The organism is Stella humosa (genome assembly GCF_006738645.1).
Classification (GTDB): Bacteria; Pseudomonadota; Alphaproteobacteria; order ATCC43930; family Allostellaceae; genus Allostella; species Allostella humosa.
Map to the genome: position 1 here is coordinate 837,918 of NZ_AP019700.1, position 21,866 is coordinate 859,783.

A 21,866-nucleotide genomic window follows, 5' to 3' on the forward strand; every position below is an offset into this window, starting at 1 on the left:
CTTGGCTGGCCTGCAGTTACCCTCGGTCGGCCTGCTCGATCGCGGCCAGGAATGGCGGAAGCGGCCGGCCGACGCTCAGCAGGTAGCGGGCCATCGCGGCCGCCACGCGGCGGACCGGGGGGCGGGCAGCCATGCGGGTGCGCCAGGCGAGCAGGGCCGGGGTTTCGTCGGTCATGGGCGCGCCCATGCGGGCGCCGAAGAGCTGGGCCATGAAGACGGCGATGTCGGCATAGCCGTAGGAACCGGCCAGGTAATCGCCGCCGCCCGTGGCGAGTGCTGCCTCCATGCGCCGGTAGAAGCCCGCGCAGGCGTCGCGGGCGGCGACGGCGGCGGGATCGTCGGGTGTCGCCTGCAGGCCCATCAGGCGGACGACCCGCGGGAAGTAGACCTCGTCCGACAGATGCTCCAGCAGGCGTGCCCTCGCGCGGGCCTGGCGGTCCGCCGGCCATAGCGGCGGGGCGGGCTGCAACTCCTCCAGATACTCGAAGATCTGCGTCGAATCGAAGATCTCCAGCCCGTCATGGATCAGCACGGGCACCTGGCACTTGGGGTTGATGCGGGCGACTTCGGGATGCTTGGGCTGGTAGAGGCGGGCCATGTCGAACGGCACCATGACCAGTTCGAAGGCGATGCCCTTCTCGTGGAGCGCGATCTCGGCCTTGGCGCCGAACATGCTGAGCGGACCGGAATAGAGGCGCAGGGTCATGGGGGCTCCATGCGGGTTCGTGCTTTGTTCTGGCATGGAGCCCGGCGCCTCGCAACCATGCTCGTCGTGTTGATATTGCAACTGACTTGCAATATCGCCTACCGTCCGAATCCGACATTGCAGGGAGTGGGTCGATGGATGGCAGAAAACCGTTGGCCGGTCCGGCCGTGGAGACGTTGACCGCGGGCGAGCGGCTGTTGCTGTGGTCGTTCCGGTCGTGGGTTTCCGGTCCCGGCCACCGGCCGATGGTGCTGCGCGAGTTCGGCCGGGTGTTCCCGTCCGAGGAGGCGGGCGTGGCGATCCGCGGGCTCGACCGGGCGATCGCGGCGATCGCCGGACACGCCCGGCGCGAGATCGTTCACCACCCGGTCTGTGCCCAGCAGGTGGCCCCCGACGAGCAGGCGGTGATCGCGGTCTTCGCGGCCCTCCAGGAAGAGCGCGTCGACCTGGCCGTGCGCCATGCGGCCTGGCTGGTCCGGCCGGCCGGCGTGACGCCGGTCGTGACGGCCGCGGCAGCACTGGCCCATGCCATGATCGAGAACGACCTGATGCTGCCCTATCGCCCGCTGTCGGGCGTGGCCGACGACCGGCAGCCGGCGGTGGTCCTGCATCACTGACCGGGGCCGTCTACGGCACCATCGACATCCCGAAGCGCCCGAGGCCCGGCAGTTCGACCGCCGGCCGGCGCAGGTCGATGGCCAGCACCGCCCCCAGTAGGTTGAGCTCCAACCCCTCCACCCAGCCGACCGCGAGGCCGCCATAGCCGGCGAGGCTGAGGCGCCAGCCGGTGCCCGAGATGGTCGGCGCCAGCCAGCGCCCGTCATGCGGGAAGTCGCGGCCGATCGCGGTCGCCGGCAGGCGCGCCGCCAGGCCCGGCACCTGGGCCAGGACGGCCGCCACGAAGGTGTTGGAGTTGGGGCCGGGCCAGGCGCGATAGTCGCCGCGGTTGCGCCAGCCATAGCCGGCGATGGCCGTACGGATGGCCGGAATGGCGGCGGCTGCGGCCTCGCCGTCGACCGCCAGCACGGTGTCGGGCACGCGCCCGAACCAGCGGCCGTCCGGCACGAAGCCATCGATGCGGATCGGCTCGCCCCAGGCGGTGTAGTCGAACCGCTCGTAGCGGGCGCCTCCCGCCTCCTTGACGACGATCCAGGCATGGCTGGCGAAGATGCCGCGCCAGCGCACCGTGCGCGCGGCATAGACGCGGACGACGGCCGGCGCATGGCCGGCCGCCGGCGGCAGCAGGCCGGCGCTCGACCGGTCCGCCGTCTGCCAGTCGTCGTCGGCGCCCTGCCAGTAGCCCAGCGCCGACAGGCCGATCGGCAGGACGAAGAGAAGGAGGAAGCCGGCGGCCAGCCGGCCGAGCCGGGTCCTCAGGGGGCCGTCTTCAAGGCTGCGGCATCGCGATCTTGGCGAAGGCTGGCAGTGCCGCCATGCGGGCCGCCAGTGCCTCCAGCCGCGGCCGGCTACCGGGCGGCAGCAGGTCGGGCAGGCTCGACTGCATGTACTGGACAAGGCAGGCGGTGGTGACGTCGGCCTGGGTCATCGCCGCGCCGGCCAGCCAGGGGGTGCCCTCGATCGCCTCCAGGGCCGCCAGCCCGCCGGCCACCTGGCTTGTCAGGTTGTCGACCCAGGGCTGGTGCTGGCGCTCGGCCGGGCGGCGCTTGGTCTCGTAGGAATAGGCGACCGCCTTCTCCATGGTGCCGAGCGCCACGGCGACCCGGCCCTGCACCAGGCGACGCGCCGGGCCGGACGGCGGGGTCAGCGCGCGGGCGGGCCCGGCCAGCTCGTCCAGATAGTCGATGATGGTGGCGGAATCGACCAGCGACGAGCCGTCGTCCAGGATCAGCACCGGCACCCGGCCGACCGGGTTCAACTGCTTGATCTGCTCCATGTCGGCCATGGTGGAGAGCGCGCGCTGCTCGAACGGCAGGCCGTAGAGTTCCAGGGTGATGGCGGTGCGCCGCACGAAGGGCGAGAGATAGCGGCCGACGAGGATCATGGCGGGGGCCTCCGGGCTGGCGATCAGGATTGGCGGTCAGGACTGGCGGGGGACGAAGAGCGCGTCGACCGCGACCACGCCGCGGCCGGCCGGGCGGACCAGGATCGGGTTCACGTCGACGCTGTCGATGCGGTCGGCATTGGCGGCGGCGAAGACCGACAGGCGGGACAGCGCCTGGGCCAGGGCCGCCACGTCGGCCTTGGGCTTGCCGCGCGCGCCGTCCAGCAGCGGGAAGCCCTTCACCTCGCGGATCATCGCCTCGGCCTCGTCCAGGCCGAAGGGCGCGACGCGGAGTGCTATGTCCTTCAGCACCTCGACGAAGATGCCGCCCAGGCCGAACAGCACGACCGGGCCGAAGGCGGGGTCGACGGTGATGCCCATGATGCACTCGACCCCGTCGGCGATCATCGGGCTGACCAGCGCGCCCTCGATGCGCGCGGCCGGCCGGGCGGCCGATACCCGGGCCGACATGGCGGCAAAGGCCACGGCCACGTCCTCGGGCGAGGCCAGGCCCACGGCGACGCCGCCGACCTCGGTCTTGTGCTGGATGTCGGGCGAGGAGATCTTCAGGACGACCGGCCCGCCGAAGGCGGCAGCCGCGTTGCGCGCCTCCTCGGGCGTGCGCACCAGCCGGTCCTCGACGACCGGGATGCCGGCCGCGGCCAGGATGCGCTTGGCGGCGCGCTCGTCGACCGCGCCGTCCGGCGCGGGCAGGGCGCCTGCCGGCACGGCGGGCGGGGCCGCGCGCGGCGGCCGGCCGAACGCCTCGCCATAGTAGCAGAGGGCGGCCAGCGCCTTCACCGCGCGGTGCGGGTCCTCGAACACGAGGTAGCCATCGCTCTCGTACTCCTTGGTCATCTCGGGCGTGGAGATCATGCACATGACCTGGAGGCGGCCGGGGAAGCGCCGCTGCGCCTCCTGCATCGCCGGGCGCAGGCGCGCGTTCAGGACCTTGGAGCGCGGGATCGAGGTGAAGAAGTTGATGATGAAGTCGTAGCCGCCTTCCTCCAGCATCGTCTCGACGTTCTTGGTCACCAGGCTCATGTCGTTGAAGGCCTGGGCGGTGATGTCGACCGGGTTGCGGACGGCCGCGAACGGCAGCAGTTCCTTCAGCCGGCGCTGGGCGTCGGCCGGCATCGCCGGCACCTCCAGCCCCGCCGCCGTGGCGGCATCGGCCAGCACGACGCCGCCGCCGCCCGAGATGGTGACGATCCCCAGCTTGCGCCCCGTGGGGAAGGTCCGCCGGGTGCAGGCATAGGCGACGTCCAGCATCTCCTCGGTGGTGTCGACGCGCAGCACCCCGTGGCGGCGGAAGACGCTGTCATAGACGCGGTCGGCGCCGGCCAGCGAGGCGGTGTGCGACTGGGCCGCCTCCGCGCCCACGGCGGACCGGCCGACCTTCATCACCACGACGGGCTTGCGCCGCTGATAGGCATGGTCCAGCGCGGCGGTCAGGCGGTCGGCATTCACCACGCCCTCGATGTAGCAGCCGATGACGTCGACATCCGGCTGGTCGGCCAGGAAGGCGATGCAGTCGGCCACCTGCACGTCGCACTCGTTGCCGGTCGTGACCCAATAGGTCGTGCCCAGCCCCTTCTCGCGCGCCAGCGTCGCCATGTGGCTGCCATAGGCGCCGGACTGGCTGACGATGGCGATGCCGCCGGGGATGGGGAAACCGCCCAGGTCGAACGAGGCCGTGAAGGTGCAGTAGTGCCCCATCGTGGCGTTGAACACGCCCAGGCAGTTGGGGCCGGCGATGCGCATGCCGCTCGCCTGCGCGATCTCGGTCAGGCGGTCCTGCATCGCCTGGCCTTCGCCGCCCTCCACCTCGGCGAAGCCGGACGAGAAGATGACCATGGCGCGCACGCCCTTGGCGGCGGCCTCCTCGGCCGTCGCCACCACGCCCGATGCCGGGATGGCGACCAGCACCAGGTCCGGCGCCTCGGGCAGGGACGACAGGTTGGGGTAGGCCTTCACCCCCTGGATCTCGTCCCGGTTCGGGTTGATCGGATAGATGGCCCCCGTGAAGCCGTTCTCCAGATAGTAGCGCAGCGGCCGGCCGCCGATCCGCGTCGGGTCGTTGCTGGCGCCGACGATCGCGACCGAGCGCGGTCGCAGCATCCCCTCGAGCGAGGCGGGATCGAGCAAGGGCATGCCGGCGGCGGCGGTGGGGGCGTCGGACAAGCGGTTCCTCCTGGGGGCTGGGCGGCGCCTGGGCGAATGCACGGTCGCCGCCGGCCGCATCTCGGTCTTGGACGCATTGGTAGCCGCCGCCGGCCGATCCGACAATCGAGGAGGGGCAGGCCGCTTTGAACAAACGGGCGCCGCAATCGTTGATCAGGCTGGGACGATCCAGCCCGACCGCCGCGACATCGGCATCGAACCGAATGGTCCGTCGCCGCGACCGACCTGGACCGAGGGGGCGACCAACCGGAGTCGCCGATGAAAGCCGTGTTCTGTCCGCCGAACCGATCCGAGGGTGCCGTGACCCGATTCCTCTTCCTGTTGATCGCCCTCGGCTCGTCCATGATGCTGCTGGCCGGCGCCGCACTGCCGCTCGCCGACGGCGACGAGCCGCCGATCGGCTTCGACCTGCTGGTGGCCTCGCTGGAGCGGGTGCGCGAGTTCCTGGGAGGCTAGACCGCCGCGGCCGGCACCCCGTCCGCGGCGACGCGGGCGCGCAGTTCGCGCCGGATGATCTTGCCCGTCGCCGTCATCGGCAGGGCATCGACGAAGGCGACGTGGCGGGGATACTCGTGGGCGGCCAGGCGCGTGCGCACCCAGCCCTGGATCTCCCGCGCCAGCGCGTCGGACGGCGGATGGCCCGGCTTCAGCACCAGCCAGGCCATCACCGCCTCGGTCCGCAGGGGGTCCGGCACGCCGATGGCGGCCGCCATGGCGACCGCCGGGTGGCCCAGCAGGCAGTCCTCGATCTCGCCGGGACCAATGCGGTAGCCGGCCGACGTGATCACGTCGTCGTCGCGCCCGACATAATGCAGGTAGCCGTCCTCGTCCGCCCGGCCGAGGTCGCCCGTCACCAGCCAGTCGCCGACGAACTTGGCGGCCGTGGCGGCCGGGTTGTTCCAATAGCCGAGGAACATCACCGGGTCGGGCCGGCGCACGGCGATGGCCCCCGTCTCGCCCGCCGGCAGTTCACGCCCCTGGCCGTCGATGATGGCGACCCGGTGGCCAGGGATGGGTTTGCCCATGGCGCCTGGCCGGACCGGGAACAGGCTGGCGCAGTTGCCGACCACGAGGTTGCATTCGGTCTGGCCGTAGAACTCGTGCGGCGTCACCCCCAGGGTCGCCCGGCTCCAGGCCAGCAACTCGGCGCCCAGCGTCTCCCCGCCCGATCCGATGGTGCGTAGGGCCAGGCCCGCGGGCGGCCGCGCACCCGACTGGCGCAGGAACTTCAGCGCGGTCGGCGGGAAGAAGACGTTGCGCACGCCGTGGCGCGCCATCATCGCCAATGCCGCATCGGGATCGAACTTGCGGGCGCGGTGGGCCAGCACGGGCACGCCGTGGTGCCAGGACGGCAGCAGCACGTCGAGCAGCCCGCCGATCCAGGCCCAATCGGCCGGCGTCCAGAACAGGTCGCCCGGCGCCGGAAAGAAATCATGCGGCAGTTCCACCCCCGGCAGATGCCCCAGCAGGACCCGGTGGGCGTGCAGCGCGCCCTTGGGCGGCCCGGTGGTGCCCGAGGTGTAGATGATCAGCGCCGGGTCGTCGGCCGCGGTATCGACGGTCGCGAACCGGTCGGACGCCCGCTCCAGCAGGTTCCAGAACGGCCGGTCGCCACCGTCGATGCGGATGATGTGGGCAAGGCCGGGCAGCCGGTCGCGGATGCCCTCGACCTTGGCCGCGTTCTCCTCGTCGGTGACGAGCAGGCGGGCGCCGGAATCGCCCAGGCGGTACTCCAACGCCTCGGGCCCGAACAGGGTGAAGAGCGGCACCGCGATCAGGCCGGCCTTGTAGGCGGCGACATGGGCGATCGCCGTCTCCGGCCCTTGCGACAGCAGGATGCCGACCCGGTCGCCCCGTTGCAGCCCGAGGCCCACCAGCACGTTGGCAAAGCGGTTCGACGCCAGCGCGACATCGCGGAAGCCCAGCCGCGTCACCCGGCCGGCTTCGTCCTCGAAGATCAGCGCGGGCCGGTTGCCGGCCGCGGCATGGCGGTCGACGACGTCGCTGCCGATGTTGAAGCGGTCGGGCACGGCCCAGCGGAACCGGTCGACGAGGGCGCGATGGTCGGTCGTGCGGTGGAGCATGGCCCATACTCGACCGATCGGCGCCCGTCCGTCACCTGCTCCGTGGTGTCCCGCCGCGCCGGAAGGGTTCGAGGCTGCGAAACAGCAGGTCCAGGTCGATCGGCTTCAGCAGTACCCCGTTCATCCCTGCGGCCAGGCACTCGTCGCGCTGATGGGTGGTCGGGTCGGCGGTGAGCCCGAAGATCGGCACGTCGCGAGCGGGGCCGTCCAGGGTGCGGATCCGGCGGGTCGCCTCGACGCCGTCGAGGTTGGGCATCCAGACGTCCATCAGCACGGCGTCGAACCGACCGCCGGCAACCGCCTCTACGGCTGCTGCACCATCGCCGACGATGGCCACGCGGACGCCTTGCGATTCCAGCAACCCGCGGATGACGGCCTGATTGATCTCCACGTCCTCGGCCACCAGGATTGCCAGCGGATGTTCGTTGGTGGCCGGCGCTGCGGCTGCGGCCTCGACGGGCGGGGCGTCGGCAACGGCAAGCGCCAGGCGGACCTGGAACCGGCTGCCCTGGCCGACGCGGCTGGCCACCCGGATGTCGCCGCCCATCATCCGGGCGAACTGCCGCGCGATCGCCAGTCCCAGGCCCGTCCCGCCGAAGCGCCGGGTGGTGGACAGATCTGCCTGCTGGAACGGCTCGAAGATGCCGGCCAGGCGATCGGCCGGAATGCCGGGGCCGCTGTCCGATACCTCGATGCACAGCGCGGTCGGGGTTCCCGCCGGATCGCCGGCCGCCGCGCCCTCGATCGTCGTCCGGATGTCGATCCCGCCCGTCGTCGTGAACTTCACCGCGTTGCCGACCAGGTTCGCCAGGATCTGGCGGATGCGCAGCGGGTCGCCCAGCAGCCAGCAGGCGTCCCTCGGGGAATGGGCGCGCAAGGTGATGCCCTTGGCTTCCGCGGCGGCACGGAACATCGCGGCGCACTCGTCCGCGATGCGACCGGCGTCGAACGGGATTGCCTCCAGGCGCTGGAATCCCGCTTCGAACTTGGACATGTCGAGCAGGTTGTTGAGCAGCGCCAGCAGGTTCTCTCCCGCCACCTGCACGGCCGCCGACTGCTGCCGCGTCTCGCTCGGCAGGGCCGGGTTGTTCTGGATCAACCGGTTCATGCCGAGGATCGCGTTCATCGGCGTGCGGATCTCATGGCTGAGCGTGGCCAGGAAATTGGTTTTCGCGCGGTTGGCGGCGCGGGCCGATTCCAGGGCTGCCGCCTCGCCACGGACGCGACGCAGCGCGAACAGGGTGATGAGCAAGAGCGCCAATATCGGCGGCAGGGTTTGCAGGATGCTCCAGCCAGCCTCGGCCAGCCATGCGTCCCGGATGTACCCGGTCGTCGTCGCGGTCACCGCATAGATGGGATAGCCGGGCAGCCGGCGGTACTTGATGAGCCGCTCGACTCCGTCCGGCGCGCCGGACGAGATGTAGGAGCCGGCGATCGGCGCCTTGGCAACCTGGGCGGCGAAGTTCGCGAAGGGCGTCAGTTCGTGCAGTCGCTTCCACGGCGCCGGAAAGCGGGCGAGCAGCGATCCGTCCTCGCGGAAAAGTGCCGCCGAGAACGGCTGCTCGAGCGAGGCGCGCCGATAGAACTCCTGAAAGTAATCGGGATACATCGACACGGCGGTGACGCCTTCGAATAGAGCGTCGCCCCGCCGCGTGCTGATCTGGAAGAATGTCACGTCGGCGGCGCGGCCCAGCAGGGCGCTGCTGACATATGGCCCATGGTTGGGATTGTCGCGGTGGACACGGAAGTAGTTCCGGTCCGAAAGATCCAGGTCACTGGGGACCGGGGTCGAACTGGTGGTGACCAGCGGCCGCCCCCGGGCTTCCAGCACCCAGACCCCCTGGATCTGCGGCAGGGCTTCGGACAGTTTGGTCAGGCGAGACTTGAAATTCGTCTCGTCCGCGCGAACGTCGTCGTCGTCGTAGCCGCGCAACATCTCCTGGACCTGGCTCGTGACCAGGGCCTGCGTCTCCATCACCTTGACCGCATGCTCGTGCACGAGGTCGAGGGTGTAGAGCAGGCGCGATTGCACCTCCTGCCGATTGCGGCTGTGGGTCTGCATCGCCAGCAGGGCATAGAGCGCCACGGTCAGCACGACGGTGCCGACCGCGACCGCGCGCAGCAGGTTTGTGGCCGAGCCCAGGCGCTTCCAGGACGGCACCGCCGGCCGCAGGGGCTCGACCGCCGGGAACGCCGCGCCGGGGCGGGAGTTCGGCATCAGCGGCAGCTACGCGACTGGAATGACCACTGTCGGGCCAGGTCGGGCTCGCTTCCTTTGAGCTGTTCGTTCGCTCAATCTGCCGCGGACTATGCTCGCTATGGCGGTGCCTTGCCAGCCTCCCAGGGCGTGCTGCGGGTGCAAACGGCGCCATCTGCGTCAATCCGACGCCGCCGCCCGGATGGCGGATCGGATTTCGTGCCTGTTGCGGCTAGGCTGGCGGACGGTCGGTCGCGCGGACCGACGGCAAGCCCTGACGGATACCCCATGACGAGCAGCACGGCCCACTGGCGCGAGCGCGCCGGCACTTCCTTTTCCTGCGAGAAACAGTCGACCGTCGCCAGCGGCGCCATGGTGGTGACCAATCATCCGCTGGCGTCCGCCGCGGGGATGGAGATGCTGGCGATTGGCGGCAATGCCATCGATGCGGCGGTGGCCGCGCTGTTCACCCTGTCGGTGGTCGAGCCGATGATGGTCGGCATCTTCGGCGGCGGCACGGCGCTGCTGCGGCTGGCCGACGGCAGCGTGACGGTGCTGGACGGGCTGTCGACCGCGCCCAAGGCCGCGCGGCCGGACAGCTACACGCCCGTCTCCGATACCTGGCCCGGATACATGGAGGTCGCGGGCCGCGCCAACGCGATCGGTGCCAGCGCGGTGGCGGCACCCGGCAGCCTGAAAGGCTGGTGCGAGGCGCTCGAGCGCCATGGCCGGCTCGACCTCGCCACCGTGATCGACCCCGCCATCCGCCATGCGTCGCGCGGCTTCCGCGCCAGCCCGTTCCTGTCGGACTGCATCAAGTCGGTGGCCCAGGACCTCGCGCTGGACCCGGCCATCGCCGCCTTGCTGCTGCCGGGCGGCAGCGCCGTGGCGTCGGGGTCGCTTTTCGTGCAGGCCGAACTGGCCGACACCCTGCGCGCGATCGCCAAGGAGGGGCCGGGCGTCCTCTATGGCGGCGCCATCGGCGCGATCGCGGCCGAGCATCTGGAGAAGAACGGCTCGCTGCTGACGGCGGCCGACCTCGTCGAATACCGCACCGTCGACCGCCAGCCGGTGCGTGGCACCTATCGCGGGGTGGAGATCGTGGGGGCGCCGCCGCCGACCTCGGGCGGGGTCCACATCGTCCAGATGCTGAACCTGCTGGAGGGCTTCGACATCGCCGGCCTCGGCTTCGGCACGGCCGAGACGCTGCACCTGATCCTGGAGGCGATGAAGATCGCCGCCGCGGACCGCTTGGCCGCCACCGCCGACCCGGCCTTCGTCACCACCCCGGTCGAGCGGCTGATGTCCAAGGACTATGCTGACCTGCGCCGGTCCGAGATCCGGCCGACGGCGGCCAGTCAGTTCGCCGCCCGCATCCTTCAGAACGAATCGCCCAACACCACCCACGTCACCGTGGCCGATCGCGAGGGCAACGTCGTCGCCTCCACCCAGACGCTGAACAGCGTCTTCGGCGCCCGCATCCTCATCCCCGGCACCGGCATCGTCCCCAACAACTACATGTACCTGTTCGACCCGCACCCCGGGAACGCCTTGTCGCTGGCCCCAGGCAAGCGTCTGACCAGCACCCAGTCGCCGCTGCTGGCCTATCGCGACGGTCGGCTTGCCTATGCGCTGGGCCTGCCCGGCGGCATGCGGCTCTATGGTGCGGCGATGCAGGCGATCCTCAACCTGGTCGACCACCGAATGAGCTTGCAGGAGGCCGTCGAGGCGCCGCGCATCTGGACCCAGGGGCAGGAGGCGGAGATCGAGAAGGGGGTGCCGGAAACGGTCCGCGCCGCCGTCGCCGGGTTCGGCCACGAGGTGGTGGCGGTGCCTCATGTGGCCGGCGGCATGTGCGCGATCGAGTTCCACCCCGACGGCGAAATGACCGGTGCCGCCTGCTGGCGCGCCGATGGCGTCGCGGCCGGCCTGTCCGGCGGCCAGGCCCGGCCGGGCACGCGGTTCTATCCGGACCCGACGCGACGGAGCTGACCCGGCCGGGCGAAAGAGTCGCTGCCGGCTGAACCTCCGCGCGATACCCTGCGTCCCAGGTTCACGGCAACCTGGGCGAGGCAGGCATGGCAACGATCACCGGCAGCGACGCGTCCGAAACCCTGGTCGGCACGGATGGCGACGACACGATCGACGGGCTGGATGGCAACGACACCCTGTCCGGCCTGGCCGGCACGGACGTGATCGAGGGCCGCGGCGGCAACGACCGGATCGAGGGCGGCCCCGGCGATGATCAGCTTGGCGGCGGCGATGGCGACGACACGATCTGGGCCGGCAGCGCCACCGTCGCGGACGCCAGCGGCAATACCCTCTATGGCGATCCGGGCGCCGACCTGCTGATCGGCAGCGACGGCGGCGACTATCTGGTGGGCTGGATCGGGGCCGACACGATGCTGGGCGGGGGCGGCGACGACCTCATCCTGGGCGGGCCGGACGGGGACCATCTGGAAGGTGCCGGCGGCAACGACACGATCTTCGGCGGCGTGCCGGACGACATTGGCGACTCGGGCATGGATGTCATCGACGGCGGTGACGGCGACGACGAGATCGTGGCGGGCGACGGCGACGATGTCGTCTATGGCGGGGCCGGGGACGATGCGGTCAACGGCAATACCGGCGACGACCTCGTCTATGGCGGTCCGGGCCGGGATTTCGTGCGCGGCGGCCAGGAATCGGACGTCGTGTTCGGCGGCGATGGCGACGACTGGCATGTGAACGGCAACCTTGGGGTGGACTTCGTCGAAGGCGGGGCGGGCGACGACCTCGTGCGTGGCGGCCAGGGCGACGACTTCGTCTATGGCGGCGACGGCGCGGACACGGTCTGGGGCGACCTCGGCGCCGATATCCTGGGCGGTGGCGAGGGCCAGGACCTGTTCGTCTTTGCCGCCGCCAGCGGGTCGGACCGGGTCCTCGACTTCGCGCCGGGCGTCGACCGCATCGCCATGGCGCTCGACGCGGCGGAGATCCTGTCCCGCACGACCGATCAGGCCGGCGGCGCGGTCATCGACCTCGGTGCCGGCGACATGCTGGTCCTGGCCGGGGTGGTCCGGGCGGACCTGTCGGCCGGCGATTTCGTCTTCCTGCTATAGCGGGATGGCCACCGCCTGCAGGCGGCTGTAATCCTTCCCCGCTCAATCCTGCGAGGAAGTGCCTGATGGTGAATGCGGCGGTGGTCGGCCTCGGCCGATGGGGACAGGTCCTGGTCAATGCGGCCAAGGGCAGCGACAAGATCCGCTTCGTGGCGGGTTGTACCGGCACGCCGGCCAAGGCGGTGGACTTCGCCCGGTCGAGCGGCTTCGACCTGTTGCCCGACTATGCGGCCGTCCTGGCCGATCCGCGCGTCGAGGCGGTGGTCCTGGCCACGCCGCACACCCAGCATGTCGAGCAGGTGAAGGCGGCCGCCGCGGTCGGCAAGCACGTCTTCTGCGACAAGCCTTTCACGCTGACCAAGGCCAGTGCCGCCGATGCGGTCGCCGCCTGTTCGGCGGCCGGGGTGAAGCTGGCGGTCGGCCACAACCGCCGCTTCCTGCCCGGCTATGTCGAACTGGGCCAGCTCATCGCCGGGGGCGACCTTGGCCAGGTGCTGCAGGTCGAGGGCGCGGTGACGGGTTCTGGCGCCTTCTCCTACGCTCCCGACGGCTGGCGCGCCAAGCCGACCGAGAGCCCGGCCGGCGGCATGACGGCGCTCGGCATCCATATGGTGGATGCGCTCATCGGTCTGCTGGGGCCGGTGAAGGCGGTGACGGCGCTGAGCTGGCGCCGGGCCATCGAAATCCCGATCGACGACACGACCGCGATGCTGCTGCATTTCGCCAGCGGCGCTGCCGGCACGCTGGTGACCTCGCCCGCCACCGGCCAGGCGTGGCGCATCCAGGTCTACGGCACCAAGGGCACGGCCGAGATGCGGGGCGAGACGCAGCTCATCGTCAGCCGCATCGGCGCCAAGCCGGAAGTGCGCGAGTACGCACCCGTCAACAAGGAACGGGCGGAGCTGGAGGCGTTCGCCGACATGGTGGCTCACGGTGCCGCCTATCCGGTGACCGATGCCGACGCCATCAACGGCGTGTCGGTGCTGGAGCAGGTGGAGCTGTCGGCGCGCGCCGGCCGCTGGCTCGACGTGCCCTGATCGCCGCCGTCCAGATCCAGGAACCGTCCATGTCGCTGGCCCGCGTCCCCGCCGCCGTCGTCTTCGACATGGACGGCCTCCTCTTCGACACCGAGACCCTCTATCGCGAGGCGGCCGTCGCCGCGGTCGCCGAGCGTGGCCGGGATTTGCCCGATGCGCTGTTCCTCAGCTTGATCGGCCGGCCCTGGCCCACCAACCGGACGGCCCTGCTGGGCCATTACGGCGCGGACTTCGCCGTGGATGCCTTCCGCGACGACAGCCTCGCCCGGTTCGAGGCGCTGGTCGCGACCCGGCTGGCGCTGAAGCCTGGCGCGCTGCGGCTGCTCGACACGCTGGACGACCTGCGGCTGCCGCGGGCGATCGCGACCTCATCGTCCCACGCCGATGCCAGCCGGAACCTGGCCGCCCACGGCATCGCCGGGCGGTTCGATGCCGTGGTGGCGCATGGCGACTACAGCCACGGCAAGCCGGCACCCGACCCCTTCCTGCGCGCGGCCGAGCGGCTGGGCGTCGACCCGGCGCTCTGCTTGGCGCTGGAGGATTCGCACAACGGCGTGCGCTCTGCCGCGGCGGCCGGCATGGCGGTGGTGATGGTGCCGGATCTCCTCGAAGCGACCGACGACATGCGGCGGCTCTGTGCCTTCGTATCGACCGACCTGAACATGGTGTGCGACGCGATCCTGGCTGCCTGCTGATCGCCGGATCGGCGGCGATGTGCCGGCCGGCGGGAACGCCGACCGCGGCCTGCTCGTTTGGCAGGCATATCCATCCGCGGTTCAGGAGCAGCATCCATGGCCTATATCCCCGGCACCAACGGCGCCGACACCCTCATCGGCACCGCCGGTCCCGATTCGATCCTTGGCGGCGGCGGCAACGACCTCGTCCGCGGCGAGGGCAGCTTCGACACGATCGACGGCGGCTTCGACAACGATTTCCTGATGGGCAATGGCGGCGACGACCTCGTCTATGGCGGTCCCGGCAGCGACACCATGTTCGGTGGCGACAACATCGACTTCTTCGGCACCGGCAACGACACGCTGATCGGCGGCGACGGCAATGACGACGGCTACGGCGGCGACGGCGGCGACCTGCTGGTCGGCGACTTCGGCGACGACGCGCTGAACGGCAACACCGGCGCCGACATCGTCTATGGCGGGCCGGGGGCCGACTTCGTGCGCGGTGGCCAGGACAACGACATCGTCTTCGGCGATGACGGCGACGACTGGCATGTGAACGGCAACATCGGCGACGACCTCGTCTATGGCGGCTTCGGCAACGACACGATGTTCGGCGGCCAGGGCCGCGACGACGTCTATGGCGAGCAGGGCGACGATGCCATTCGCGGCGACCTCGGCGACGACAACCTCTATGGCGGCTCGGGGCGCGACTATCTCTTCGGCGGGGCCGGTTTCGATCTCCTGAACGGTGGCGACGGGGCCGACACGCTGGATGGCGGGTCGGGCGCCGACACGCTCTATGGCGGCTTCGGGCCCGACGATTTCGTCGTCCTCAGCGCCTCCGGCTATGACGAGATCACCGACTTCGTCTTCGAGGATGCCGACCGCGTCGTGATGGAGCGCAACGTCAACGGGTCGGGCATCTTCGATTTCTTCGACCTGATGGACAGGGCCTACAACGACTGGTCCGGCGGCACCGGATTCGATCTCGGCGGCGGCAACACGCTGGTCATCCGCAACCAGTCGATCGATGAGTTCCGCCAGCAGGACTTCCTCTTCGTCTGAGCCGGACTGAGGGCCCGCGGCCGCGCGATGCCGGCCGCGGGTCCCTTGAACGGCTGATCGCAAACACGCGATAGTCCCCCGGCATCGACGGGGGACTGCGGGCGGATGGCTGAGGGGGATGGCCAGATTCTGGCCGGGCGGCAAGGCGCCGCCGCATCGATTCGCCACTACCGCGCCGGCAACCGCCATGGTCGGCTGCCGGTCAGCGTGGCACGGGTTTTCGTGCCGCGGCACGGCCTGCCGGACCAGGCGATCCTGGCCGCCATCAAGGGGGCGGTTCCGGCTCTGAAACTGCCCGCGGCGGTCGACGTTGGACCAGGGGTCGGCGCGGCATTCGGTGCGATCGTCGGCACCCTCGCCAGCGAGCTCCTGCGCCTGGCCTATGAGCCGGCCGGCGGCCACCAGGTGCTGGGCGCGGCGGACCCTTCGACGATCGACCTCCTTCTCGTCGCCCACCGCCCGGTCGTGGGTGCGCGGGCGCTGGCCCTGGCGCTCGACCTGCTGGGTGCCCGGCAGGCCGGGCCGCCGGCCGACGCCGTGGCGGCGTTCCTCGACTGGGCCAAGCCGATCCAGTTGCACGACCAGGATGCGCACCTGGCCGACGTGGCGGCGGTGCGCGGCATACCGTGGCGTGCCTCCCCGCTCGGGCAGGGGCCGCTGCTGCTGGGCGAAGGCGCCCGGCTGCGCCGCACCTTCGCCAACCTGACCGACCGGACGAGCTTTCTCGGCGTCGATATCTGCTCCAGCAAGTGGGTTACCAGCCGGACGTTGCGCGCAGCCGGCCTGCCCTCTCCCGGCCAGCGTCGGGCGGCCAGCGTCGAGGAAGCCCAGCGCGCGGCCGCCGCCCTGGGCTACCCGGTCGTGCTGAAACCGGCCAACGCCAGCCGCGGGGTGGGCATCTGCTGCGACCTGGGCACCCCGGCCGAGGTTGCCGCGGCCTTTCCGAGTGCGCGGCACCATGGGCCGGTGATCGTCGAGACCTTCGCCGAGGGCGACGACTACCGCCTGTTCATCGTCGGCGGTCGCTATTTCTCGACCTTGCGTCGCCGCGCGGCGGCCGTCTTGGCGGACGGAACCAGTACGGTGGCGGCACTGGTCGCGGCCGAGAACCTTCGGCGCGCCGATCCGACCAGCAACCCTACCGGCGCCCATCTCCTGCCGCTGCCGCTGGATGCCGAGGCCGACCGGCTCCTGCGTCGGCAAGGCTTCGATCGCCAGTCGGTCGCCCCCGCGGGGACGGAGGTGCGGCTGCGCTCGGTCGCCAACTGGAGCCAGGGCGGCACGTTCGACTACCCGACCGCGGTGCACCCGACCAACATCCGGCTGGCGGAGCGGGTGGCGGCACTCATGGGGATGGACGTGGTCGGCGTCGATCTGATCTGCCAGGACCTGACACGCCCGTTCCACGAGACCGGCGCCATCATCCACGAGGTGCAGCGCCAGCCGACATCGGGGCTGCGCAACGTCGGCGTCTACGAGCGGATGATGGACCATGTCTTGCCGGCGGGCACGCCGGTGCGCATACCGATCGTCGGTGTCGTGGGGCCGGCGGCAGGTGCCGTCGTCGCCGCGGTCGCGGCTGAACTGGGGGCGCTGGGGCTGCGGGTCGGCATGGCAGGGAAGGGCGGCCTGCGGGTCGGCCGGCTTGCGCGCTCGGCCGACGATCGGCGCCCGGACGGGCTGGCATTGCTGGTCGACGATCCTTCGGTGGATGCCGCCGTGGTCGAACTCGATCCGCACCATTTGATCGAGCGCGGGCTCGGGCATTGTCGGCTGGACGTGGCCGTGCTGACCGGCGGCGAGACCCCGGCGGATGTGGCCCGGTTGCTGGCCGGTGTCGCGGACCGCGGCCTCGTCTGCGCCGCGACGGACCATCGGGGAACGGCGGCGGCCGGGCAGGCCGGCGTCGCCCTTGTCGCCGTGCCGGGTGCCGATGGCGCGACGCTCGCCGCCGCGGCATTGGGTTTGCTGGACCTGTCCCCGGTGGCGTCATGAGCCCCATCTCCACCGCGTCGACCGACCAGCCGCTGCGCCTCAGTCCACCCTGGGCGCTGGCCGCCGGCAACCGATTGGGTGCTGCGGCGCTGGTGCAGGCAGCGATCCTCGGCGTCCCCGGCCCCCACTTGGCCGACCAGGCGGCCATGGGCCGGCACCTGTCCCGGATCGACCCCGCGCTGGCCGCGGCCTACGCAGCACCGGCCCCGACGCTGACGGCCCGCGGCGACGACGGCCACGCCGCCATCGGCCGGCTGGCGGTGGCGCTCCTCCGGCTGCTGACCCCGATGCCGGTCCGCTGCATCGTCGAGTCCGACCGGCGGCCCGCCCTGCTCAGCCTGGAGATCGTCGTCTTCCAGGTGGCGGCGGACGCCATGATGCTGGCGACGGCCATCGCGGCCGGCGGGCAGGGCGACGAAGCCCGCCTTCGCCAGTCGATCGTGGATTTCCGTTCGGCCGGCGAGCGGCTGCTGCCGGACGCTGGCGAGGCGATCCTGCTGGCTCGGATCGATGCCCGCGGCCTGCCGTGGCATCGGGTCGATGACGGGCCGGCCCGCAGCTATGTCGTCATCGGCGAGGGGCGCCATCGCCGGCGACTGCGCCAGACGATCTCCGAACAGACCGCCCACATGGCCGGCACGCTGGCCGAGCGCAAGGACCAGTGCACGCGCCTCCTGGCCCATCACCTGCTGCCGGTGCCTCGCCAGCATCTCGTCCAGGATGCCGAGGGCGCGGTCCAGGCGGCCGCGGCCATTGGCTATCCCGTGGTGGTGAAGCCGGTGGACAGCAGCGGCGGCAAGGGGGTGTCGGTCGGCCTGGATACGCCGGCCGCCGTGCGCGATGCCTGCATGGCCGCCCTGGCCCACAGTCGCCGGGCCGTCGTCGAGAGCCAGCTTTTCGGCCAGGACTATCGCATGCTGGTGATCGGCGGCCGGCTCGCCGCGGTCACCCGGCGGGTGGCGGCCCAGGTGACGGGCGACGGACGCCACAGCATCGCCGAATTGGTCATGGCCGCCAACGCCGACCCGCGGCGCATCCCGCCGGCCGGGCTGCTGCGTCCGCTGCCGCTGGATGCCGAGGCGCTGCAACTGCTGGCCGCAGACGGCTGGACGCCCACCGCCGTTCCGGCCGCGGGCCAGCATGTGCGTCTGCGGACGGCGTCCAACCGGGCCCAGGGTGGCACGACGGAGGACGTCACGGCCCAGGTCCACCCCGACAATGCCGAGTTGGCCTGCCAGGTGACCGCCCTCCTGGGGCTGGACGCGGCCGGACTCGACGTGATCACGCCGGACATCGCGATGCCGATCGCAGAGACTGGCGGCGGCATCTGCGAGGTCAACCGCAACCCGGCTCTCCTGACGCACCTCTCGGCGCCCGGGGCGCCGGATGTGGCATCCGCCTATCTGGACCATGTGATGGAGGGGGCTGGCCCCGTCCGCATCCCCATCGTCGCGGTCGTCGGCGGTGCGGCAGCCGACGCCGTCGCCGCCGAGACGGCCGGGCGACTGGAGGGGCTGGGCATCGCGACCGGGCTGGCGTGGGGCGACCAGACGATCTCGGCCGGGCTGCCGCTGGCCGCGACCCCGCCAGGGGACCCGCGCCGCGTCGCGCGGCTGGTGGCCGATCCCGGGGTCGACGCGGTCGTCGTCGCGGTGCCGGCGGCGGCGCTGCTGGCATCGGGGTTCGGCCATCGCCGCTGCGACCTGGCGGTCGCGATCGGCGCGGCAGCCGAAGCACCGGCCCATCGCGCGGCCTTGCGCCTGCTGGCCGGGCTGGGGGCCGAAACCGCATCCTTCGACCCGGCCGACGGGGATGCCGCGGCGGCGTGGCTGGCAGCCCGCGTCGCGCGGCGTTGAGCCGGTGGGCCGGGGGCTGTACGCTGCCCGGACCCAGCCGGAGACCGGACCCTTGCCCCTCGACATCGTCCGCAGCGCCTGCCCGCACGACTGCCCGTCCACCTGCGCGCTCGACGTGGAGCGCATCGACGCGCGCACCATCGGCCGGGTGCGCGGGGCCGACAACCCGTACACGGCCGGTGTCGTCTGCGCCAAGGTCGGGCGCTATGCCGAGCGGGTGCACCATCCCGACCGGCTGACGCAGCCCCTGCTGCGCGTCGGCCCGCGCGGCGTCGGCCGCGCTTCCTTCACGCCGATCGGCTGGGACGAGGCGCTGGACCGGGTGGCGGACGGGCTCAAGCAGGCGGCCGACCGGCACGGGCCGGAAGCGGTGTGGCCCTACTACTATGCCGGCACCATGGGGCTGGTGCAGCGGGACGGCATCAACCGCCTGCGCCATGTCATGGGCTATTCGCGCCAGCTCAACACCATCTGCACGACGCTGGCCGATTCCGGCTGGGTCGCGGGCGTCGGCAAAAAGCTGGGCGTCGACGGGCGCGAGATGGCCGAGAGCGATCTCGTCGTCATCTGGGGCGGCAACCCCGTCTCGACCCAGGTCAACGTGATGACCCACGCGACGCGCGCCCGCAAGGAGCGGGGCGCCAAGATCGTCGTGGTCGACGTCTATCGCACGCCGACGGTCGAGGTGGCCGACCATTTCCTGTGCGTACGCCCCGGCACCGACGCGGCGCTGGCCTGCGCCGTCATGCATGTCCTTTTCCGCGAGGGCTATGCCGACCGCGACTACATGGCGCGCTACGCCGACTGCCCGGATGAGCTGGAACGCCATCTGGAGACCCGCACGCCCGAATGGGCCTCGGCGATCTGCGGCGTGCCGGTCGACGAGATCCTGGCCTTCGCCCGCCTGTACGGTGCCAACAAGCGGAGCTTCATCCGCGTCGGCTACGGCTTTGCGCGGTCGCGCGCCGGTGCGTCCAGCGTCCACGCCGTCGCCTGCCTGCCGACGGTGACCGGCGCCTGGCAGCATCGCGGCGGCGGCGCGCTCTATTCCAACGGCCAGCTCTACGGCATCGACAAGACCCTGATCGAAGGGCTGGACCGCGTGAACCCGGCCACCCGGGTGCTGGACCAGTCGCGCATCGGCCCGATCCTGACGGGCGACGCCGAGGCGCTGAAGGGCGGCCCGCCGGTGACGGCCCTCTTCATCCAGAACACCAACCCGATGATGGTGGCACCCGACACGACCAAGGTCCGCGCCGGTTTCGAGCGCCAGGACCTCTTCACCTGCGTGCACGAGCAGTTCATGACCGAGACGGCGGCGATGGCCGACATCGTGCTGCCGGCGACGACCTTTCTCGAGCATGACGACATGTACCAGACGGGGGCGACCACCTTCTTCCACGTCACCCGCGCGGTCATCGAGCCGCTGGCCGAGGCGCGGCCCAACCACTGGGTGCTGGGCCAACTCGCCCGCCGCCTGGGTGGCGAGCATCCGGCCTTCGAGATGACGGAGTGGGCGGTGATGGACGCCACTCTGAAGGCGTCGGGCTATCCGTCGGCGGCAGAGATCCATGCGGGCTCCTGGACCGACCGGGCGCCCGCGTTCGAGAAGGCGCATTTCCTGGACGGCTTTCCCCACAAGGATGGGAAGTTCCATTTCCGTGCCGACTGGCAGGCGATCGGGCCCGACTGGCGGTGCCTGCCGCCCTTGCCCGACCAGACCACCCTGTTCGAGGCAGCGACGCCCGAGCATCCCTTCCGCATGCTGGCGCCGCCGGCGCGCTCGTTCCTGAACTCTTCCTTCACCGAGACCCCGTCGGGGCGCAAGCGCGAGGGGCGGCCGACCGCGCGCATGCACCCCGACGACCTGGCGGCGCTGGGCCTGGCCGACGGCGCCCGCGTCCGGCTCGGCAACCGGCGCGGCACGGTCGTGCTGCATGTGCGGCCGGCGGCGGGCCAGCAGGCGGGCGTCATCGTGGTCGAGGGGATCTGGCCCAACGCCGCCTTCGAGGAGGGGCGCGGCATCAACACCCTGGTCGGCGCCGACCCCGGCCCGCCACAGGGCGGCGCCGTCTTCCACGACAGCGCGGTGTGGGTCCGCCCGGCCTGAAGCCGGGGCGGGGCTGGTCAGCCGATCGCGGCCGGCGCCTCGCACACCCAGACGCAGTCGCGCGGCACGCTGTCATGGTCCTCGACCAGGACGCGGTAGCCCAGATGGTCGAGGAAGCGGCGCATGATCGCCGGCGTCATGACCGAGAACGCCTCGCCGTGGCGCTGGCCGTTGATGCTGTGGCGCCAGTCGCCCAGGAACTTGGCGAAGCCGCGTTCGCTCAGCGTGTCGGCATGGTGCAATACACAGAGGCGCCGGCCGCGCAGCACCCGGGGCAGCAGGTTGAGGTAGTTGAAGATGTCGCGCGGTTCGACATGCACCAGCGTGTCGTAGCAGAAGCAGACGTCGATGCTGGCGTCGGCGATGCCGTCCAGCGTCGTGCCGTCCAGCTTCACCGCCTCGACCCGTCCTTCGCGGCCGGGGGTGGCGAGCAGGCGGTCGCGCGTCAGTTCCAGCATGCCGGCCGACACGTCGGCCAGCACCAGCTTGCGGCAGCGCTCGATCAGCAGTGCCGCCGTGCGCCCGCCGCCGACGCCGATCTCCAGCACGGTGTCGTCGGCGCCGATCCAGGGGGCGACGAAACGCTGTTCGATGAGGGCGACATACTCGGCCAGCGACTGCGCGGCACCCGCCTCGCGGCCGACCCACTCGTCGCCCAGATGGTCGAGGCCGGGATAGGCTTGGCGCCAACGCTGGGCGTAGCCCTCCCAGGCGGCCTCGTAGTCGACATATTTGTCGGGCTTGCTCATCGGCCTGTCGGACCACGGTCAGCCCCCTGCCGTCAAGCGGCAGCCAGACCCGCCGCCCTCGTCGCCATGGATTTTGCCGCCCCCAGCGGCTAAGCATGCGCCC

At 71.4% G+C, this 21,866-nt stretch carries 17 protein-coding genes; 10 read left to right on the forward strand and 7 right to left on the reverse strand.

What is annotated here, in order from left to right; genetic code table 11:
- Positions 1-16 precede the first annotated feature (16 nt).
- Positions 17-706, reverse strand: coding sequence for a glutathione S-transferase family protein (locus tag STVA_RS03940; protein ID WP_123694014.1), 690 nt, complete (start codon positions 704-706; stop codon positions 17-19).
- Between the two features lie 134 nt (positions 707-840).
- Here STVA_RS03940 and STVA_RS03945 point away from each other — a divergent pair, with 134 nt between their 5' ends.
- On the forward strand, positions 841-1,323 hold the full coding sequence (locus STVA_RS03945; protein WP_142235640.1) for a hypothetical protein: 483 nt from the start codon (positions 841-843) through the stop codon (positions 1,321-1,323).
- 10 nt (positions 1,324-1,333) lie between these two features.
- Here the strand turns inward: STVA_RS03945 and STVA_RS03950 are convergent, their stop codons facing one another.
- From STVA_RS03950 to STVA_RS03960, 3 genes are all read right to left on the reverse strand, one after another.
- Positions 1,334-1,891, reverse strand: coding sequence for a DUF3750 domain-containing protein (locus STVA_RS03950; RefSeq protein WP_420822822.1), 558 nt, complete (start codon positions 1,889-1,891; stop codon positions 1,334-1,336).
- 202 nt (positions 1,892-2,093) lie between these two features.
- Entirely contained in the window at positions 2,094-2,708 is a 615-nt protein-coding gene (locus STVA_RS03955; protein ID WP_123694010.1) for a glutathione S-transferase family protein, read from the reverse strand.
- Positions 2,709-2,744: 36 nt separating this feature from the next.
- Entirely contained in the window at positions 2,745-4,892 is a 2,148-nt protein-coding gene (locus STVA_RS03960) for an acetate--CoA ligase family protein (protein ID WP_245978510.1), read from the reverse strand.
- 300 nt (positions 4,893-5,192) lie between these two features.
- On the opposite strand from STVA_RS03960, the gene STVA_RS27515 reads away from it, so the two are divergent.
- On the forward strand, positions 5,193-5,348 hold the full coding sequence (locus tag STVA_RS27515) for a hypothetical protein (protein ID WP_170216656.1): 156 nt from the start codon (positions 5,193-5,195) through the stop codon (positions 5,346-5,348).
- On the opposite strand, the gene STVA_RS03965 is transcribed toward STVA_RS27515, so the two are convergent.
- Positions 5,345-6,976, reverse strand: a complete 1,632-nt coding sequence (locus STVA_RS03965; protein WP_123694006.1) for an acyl-CoA synthetase — start codon at positions 6,974-6,976, stop codon at positions 5,345-5,347. The two genes, STVA_RS27515 and STVA_RS03965, sit on opposite strands and share 4 nt — an antisense overlap.
- Before the next feature lie 31 nt (positions 6,977-7,007).
- Complete coding sequence (locus tag STVA_RS03970) at positions 7,008-9,194, reverse strand: hybrid sensor histidine kinase/response regulator (protein ID WP_123694004.1); 2,187 nt, start codon at positions 9,192-9,194, stop codon at positions 7,008-7,010.
- Positions 9,195-9,461: 267 nt separating this feature from the next.
- Between STVA_RS03970 and ggt the strand changes: the two genes are divergently transcribed.
- From ggt to STVA_RS04010, 8 genes are all read left to right on the forward strand, one after another.
- The gene (ggt, locus tag STVA_RS03975; RefSeq protein ID WP_123694002.1) at positions 9,462-11,165 is read left to right on the forward strand and encodes a gamma-glutamyltransferase; all 1,704 of its coding nucleotides are present in this window, start codon (positions 9,462-9,464) and stop codon (positions 11,163-11,165) included.
- An 86-nt stretch (positions 11,166-11,251) separates the two neighbouring features.
- Entirely contained in the window at positions 11,252-12,274 is a 1,023-nt protein-coding gene (locus STVA_RS03980; RefSeq protein WP_123694000.1) for a calcium-binding protein, read from the forward strand.
- Positions 12,275-12,339: 65 nt separating this feature from the next.
- A complete protein-coding gene (locus STVA_RS03985) occupies positions 12,340-13,311 on the forward strand; it encodes a Gfo/Idh/MocA family protein (protein ID WP_123693998.1) in 972 nt (323 codons plus the stop codon).
- 29 nt (positions 13,312-13,340) lie between these two features.
- Positions 13,341-14,006 carry an HAD family hydrolase gene (locus tag STVA_RS03990; protein WP_123693996.1) on the forward strand — a complete coding sequence of 222 codons (666 nt, stop codon included), beginning with the start codon at positions 13,341-13,343 and terminating at the stop codon, positions 14,004-14,006.
- A gap of 96 nt (positions 14,007-14,102) precedes the next feature.
- Positions 14,103-15,053 carry a calcium-binding protein gene (locus tag STVA_RS03995; RefSeq protein ID WP_123693994.1) on the forward strand — a complete coding sequence of 317 codons (951 nt, stop codon included), beginning with the start codon at positions 14,103-14,105 and terminating at the stop codon, positions 15,051-15,053.
- Positions 15,054-15,158: 105 nt separating this feature from the next.
- On the forward strand, positions 15,159-17,048 hold the full coding sequence (locus STVA_RS04000) for a hypothetical protein (RefSeq protein ID WP_123693993.1): 1,890 nt from the start codon (positions 15,159-15,161) through the stop codon (positions 17,046-17,048).
- Positions 17,045-18,904, forward strand: coding sequence for an acetate--CoA ligase family protein (locus tag STVA_RS04005; protein ID WP_123693991.1), 1,860 nt, complete (start codon positions 17,045-17,047; stop codon positions 18,902-18,904). The genes STVA_RS04000 and STVA_RS04005 overlap by 4 nt, the downstream gene beginning before the upstream one ends.
- A 52-nt stretch (positions 18,905-18,956) precedes the next feature.
- Positions 18,957-21,014, forward strand: coding sequence for a molybdopterin oxidoreductase family protein (locus STVA_RS04010; RefSeq protein ID WP_245978507.1), 2,058 nt, complete (start codon positions 18,957-18,959; stop codon positions 21,012-21,014).
- Positions 21,015-21,031: 17 nt separating this feature from the next.
- Here STVA_RS04010 and STVA_RS04015 read toward each other — a convergent pair whose 3' ends face one another.
- Complete coding sequence (locus STVA_RS04015; protein ID WP_123693987.1) at positions 21,032-21,763, reverse strand: class I SAM-dependent methyltransferase; 732 nt, start codon at positions 21,761-21,763, stop codon at positions 21,032-21,034.
- Between the last annotated feature and the right edge of the window lie 103 nt (positions 21,764-21,866).

What these genes read in the sequence shown, in the direction of transcription:
- STVA_RS03940 (WP_123694014.1), bottom strand. Translation starts at nt 706, where the DNA reads ATGACCCTGCGCCTCTATTCCGGTCCGCTCAGCATGTTCGGCGCCAAG.
- STVA_RS03945 (WP_142235640.1), top strand. Translation starts at nt 841, where the DNA reads ATGGATGGCAGAAAACCGTTGGCCGGTCCGGCCGTGGAGACGTTGACC.
- STVA_RS03955 (WP_123694010.1), bottom strand. Translation starts at nt 2,708, where the DNA reads ATGATCCTCGTCGGCCGCTATCTCTCGCCCTTCGTGCGGCGCACCGCC.
- STVA_RS03965 (WP_123694006.1), bottom strand. Translation starts at nt 6,976, where the DNA reads ATGCTCCACCGCACGACCGACCATCGCGCCCTCGTCGACCGGTTCCGC.
- STVA_RS03970 (WP_123694004.1), bottom strand. Translation starts at nt 9,194, where the DNA reads ATGCCGAACTCCCGCCCCGGCGCGGCGTTCCCGGCGGTCGAGCCCCTG.
- ggt (WP_123694002.1), top strand. Translation starts at nt 9,462, where the DNA reads ATGACGAGCAGCACGGCCCACTGGCGCGAGCGCGCCGGCACTTCCTTT.
- STVA_RS03980 (WP_123694000.1), top strand. Translation starts at nt 11,252, where the DNA reads ATGGCAACGATCACCGGCAGCGACGCGTCCGAAACCCTGGTCGGCACG.
- STVA_RS03985 (WP_123693998.1), top strand. Translation starts at nt 12,340, where the DNA reads ATGGTGAATGCGGCGGTGGTCGGCCTCGGCCGATGGGGACAGGTCCTG.
- STVA_RS03990 (WP_123693996.1), top strand. Translation starts at nt 13,341, where the DNA reads ATGTCGCTGGCCCGCGTCCCCGCCGCCGTCGTCTTCGACATGGACGGC.
- STVA_RS03995 (WP_123693994.1), top strand. Translation starts at nt 14,103, where the DNA reads ATGGCCTATATCCCCGGCACCAACGGCGCCGACACCCTCATCGGCACC.
- STVA_RS04000 (WP_123693993.1), top strand. Translation starts at nt 15,159, where the DNA reads ATGGCTGAGGGGGATGGCCAGATTCTGGCCGGGCGGCAAGGCGCCGCC.
- STVA_RS04005 (WP_123693991.1), top strand. Translation starts at nt 17,045, where the DNA reads ATGAGCCCCATCTCCACCGCGTCGACCGACCAGCCGCTGCGCCTCAGT.
- STVA_RS04015 (WP_123693987.1), bottom strand. Translation starts at nt 21,763, where the DNA reads ATGAGCAAGCCCGACAAATATGTCGACTACGAGGCCGCCTGGGAGGGC.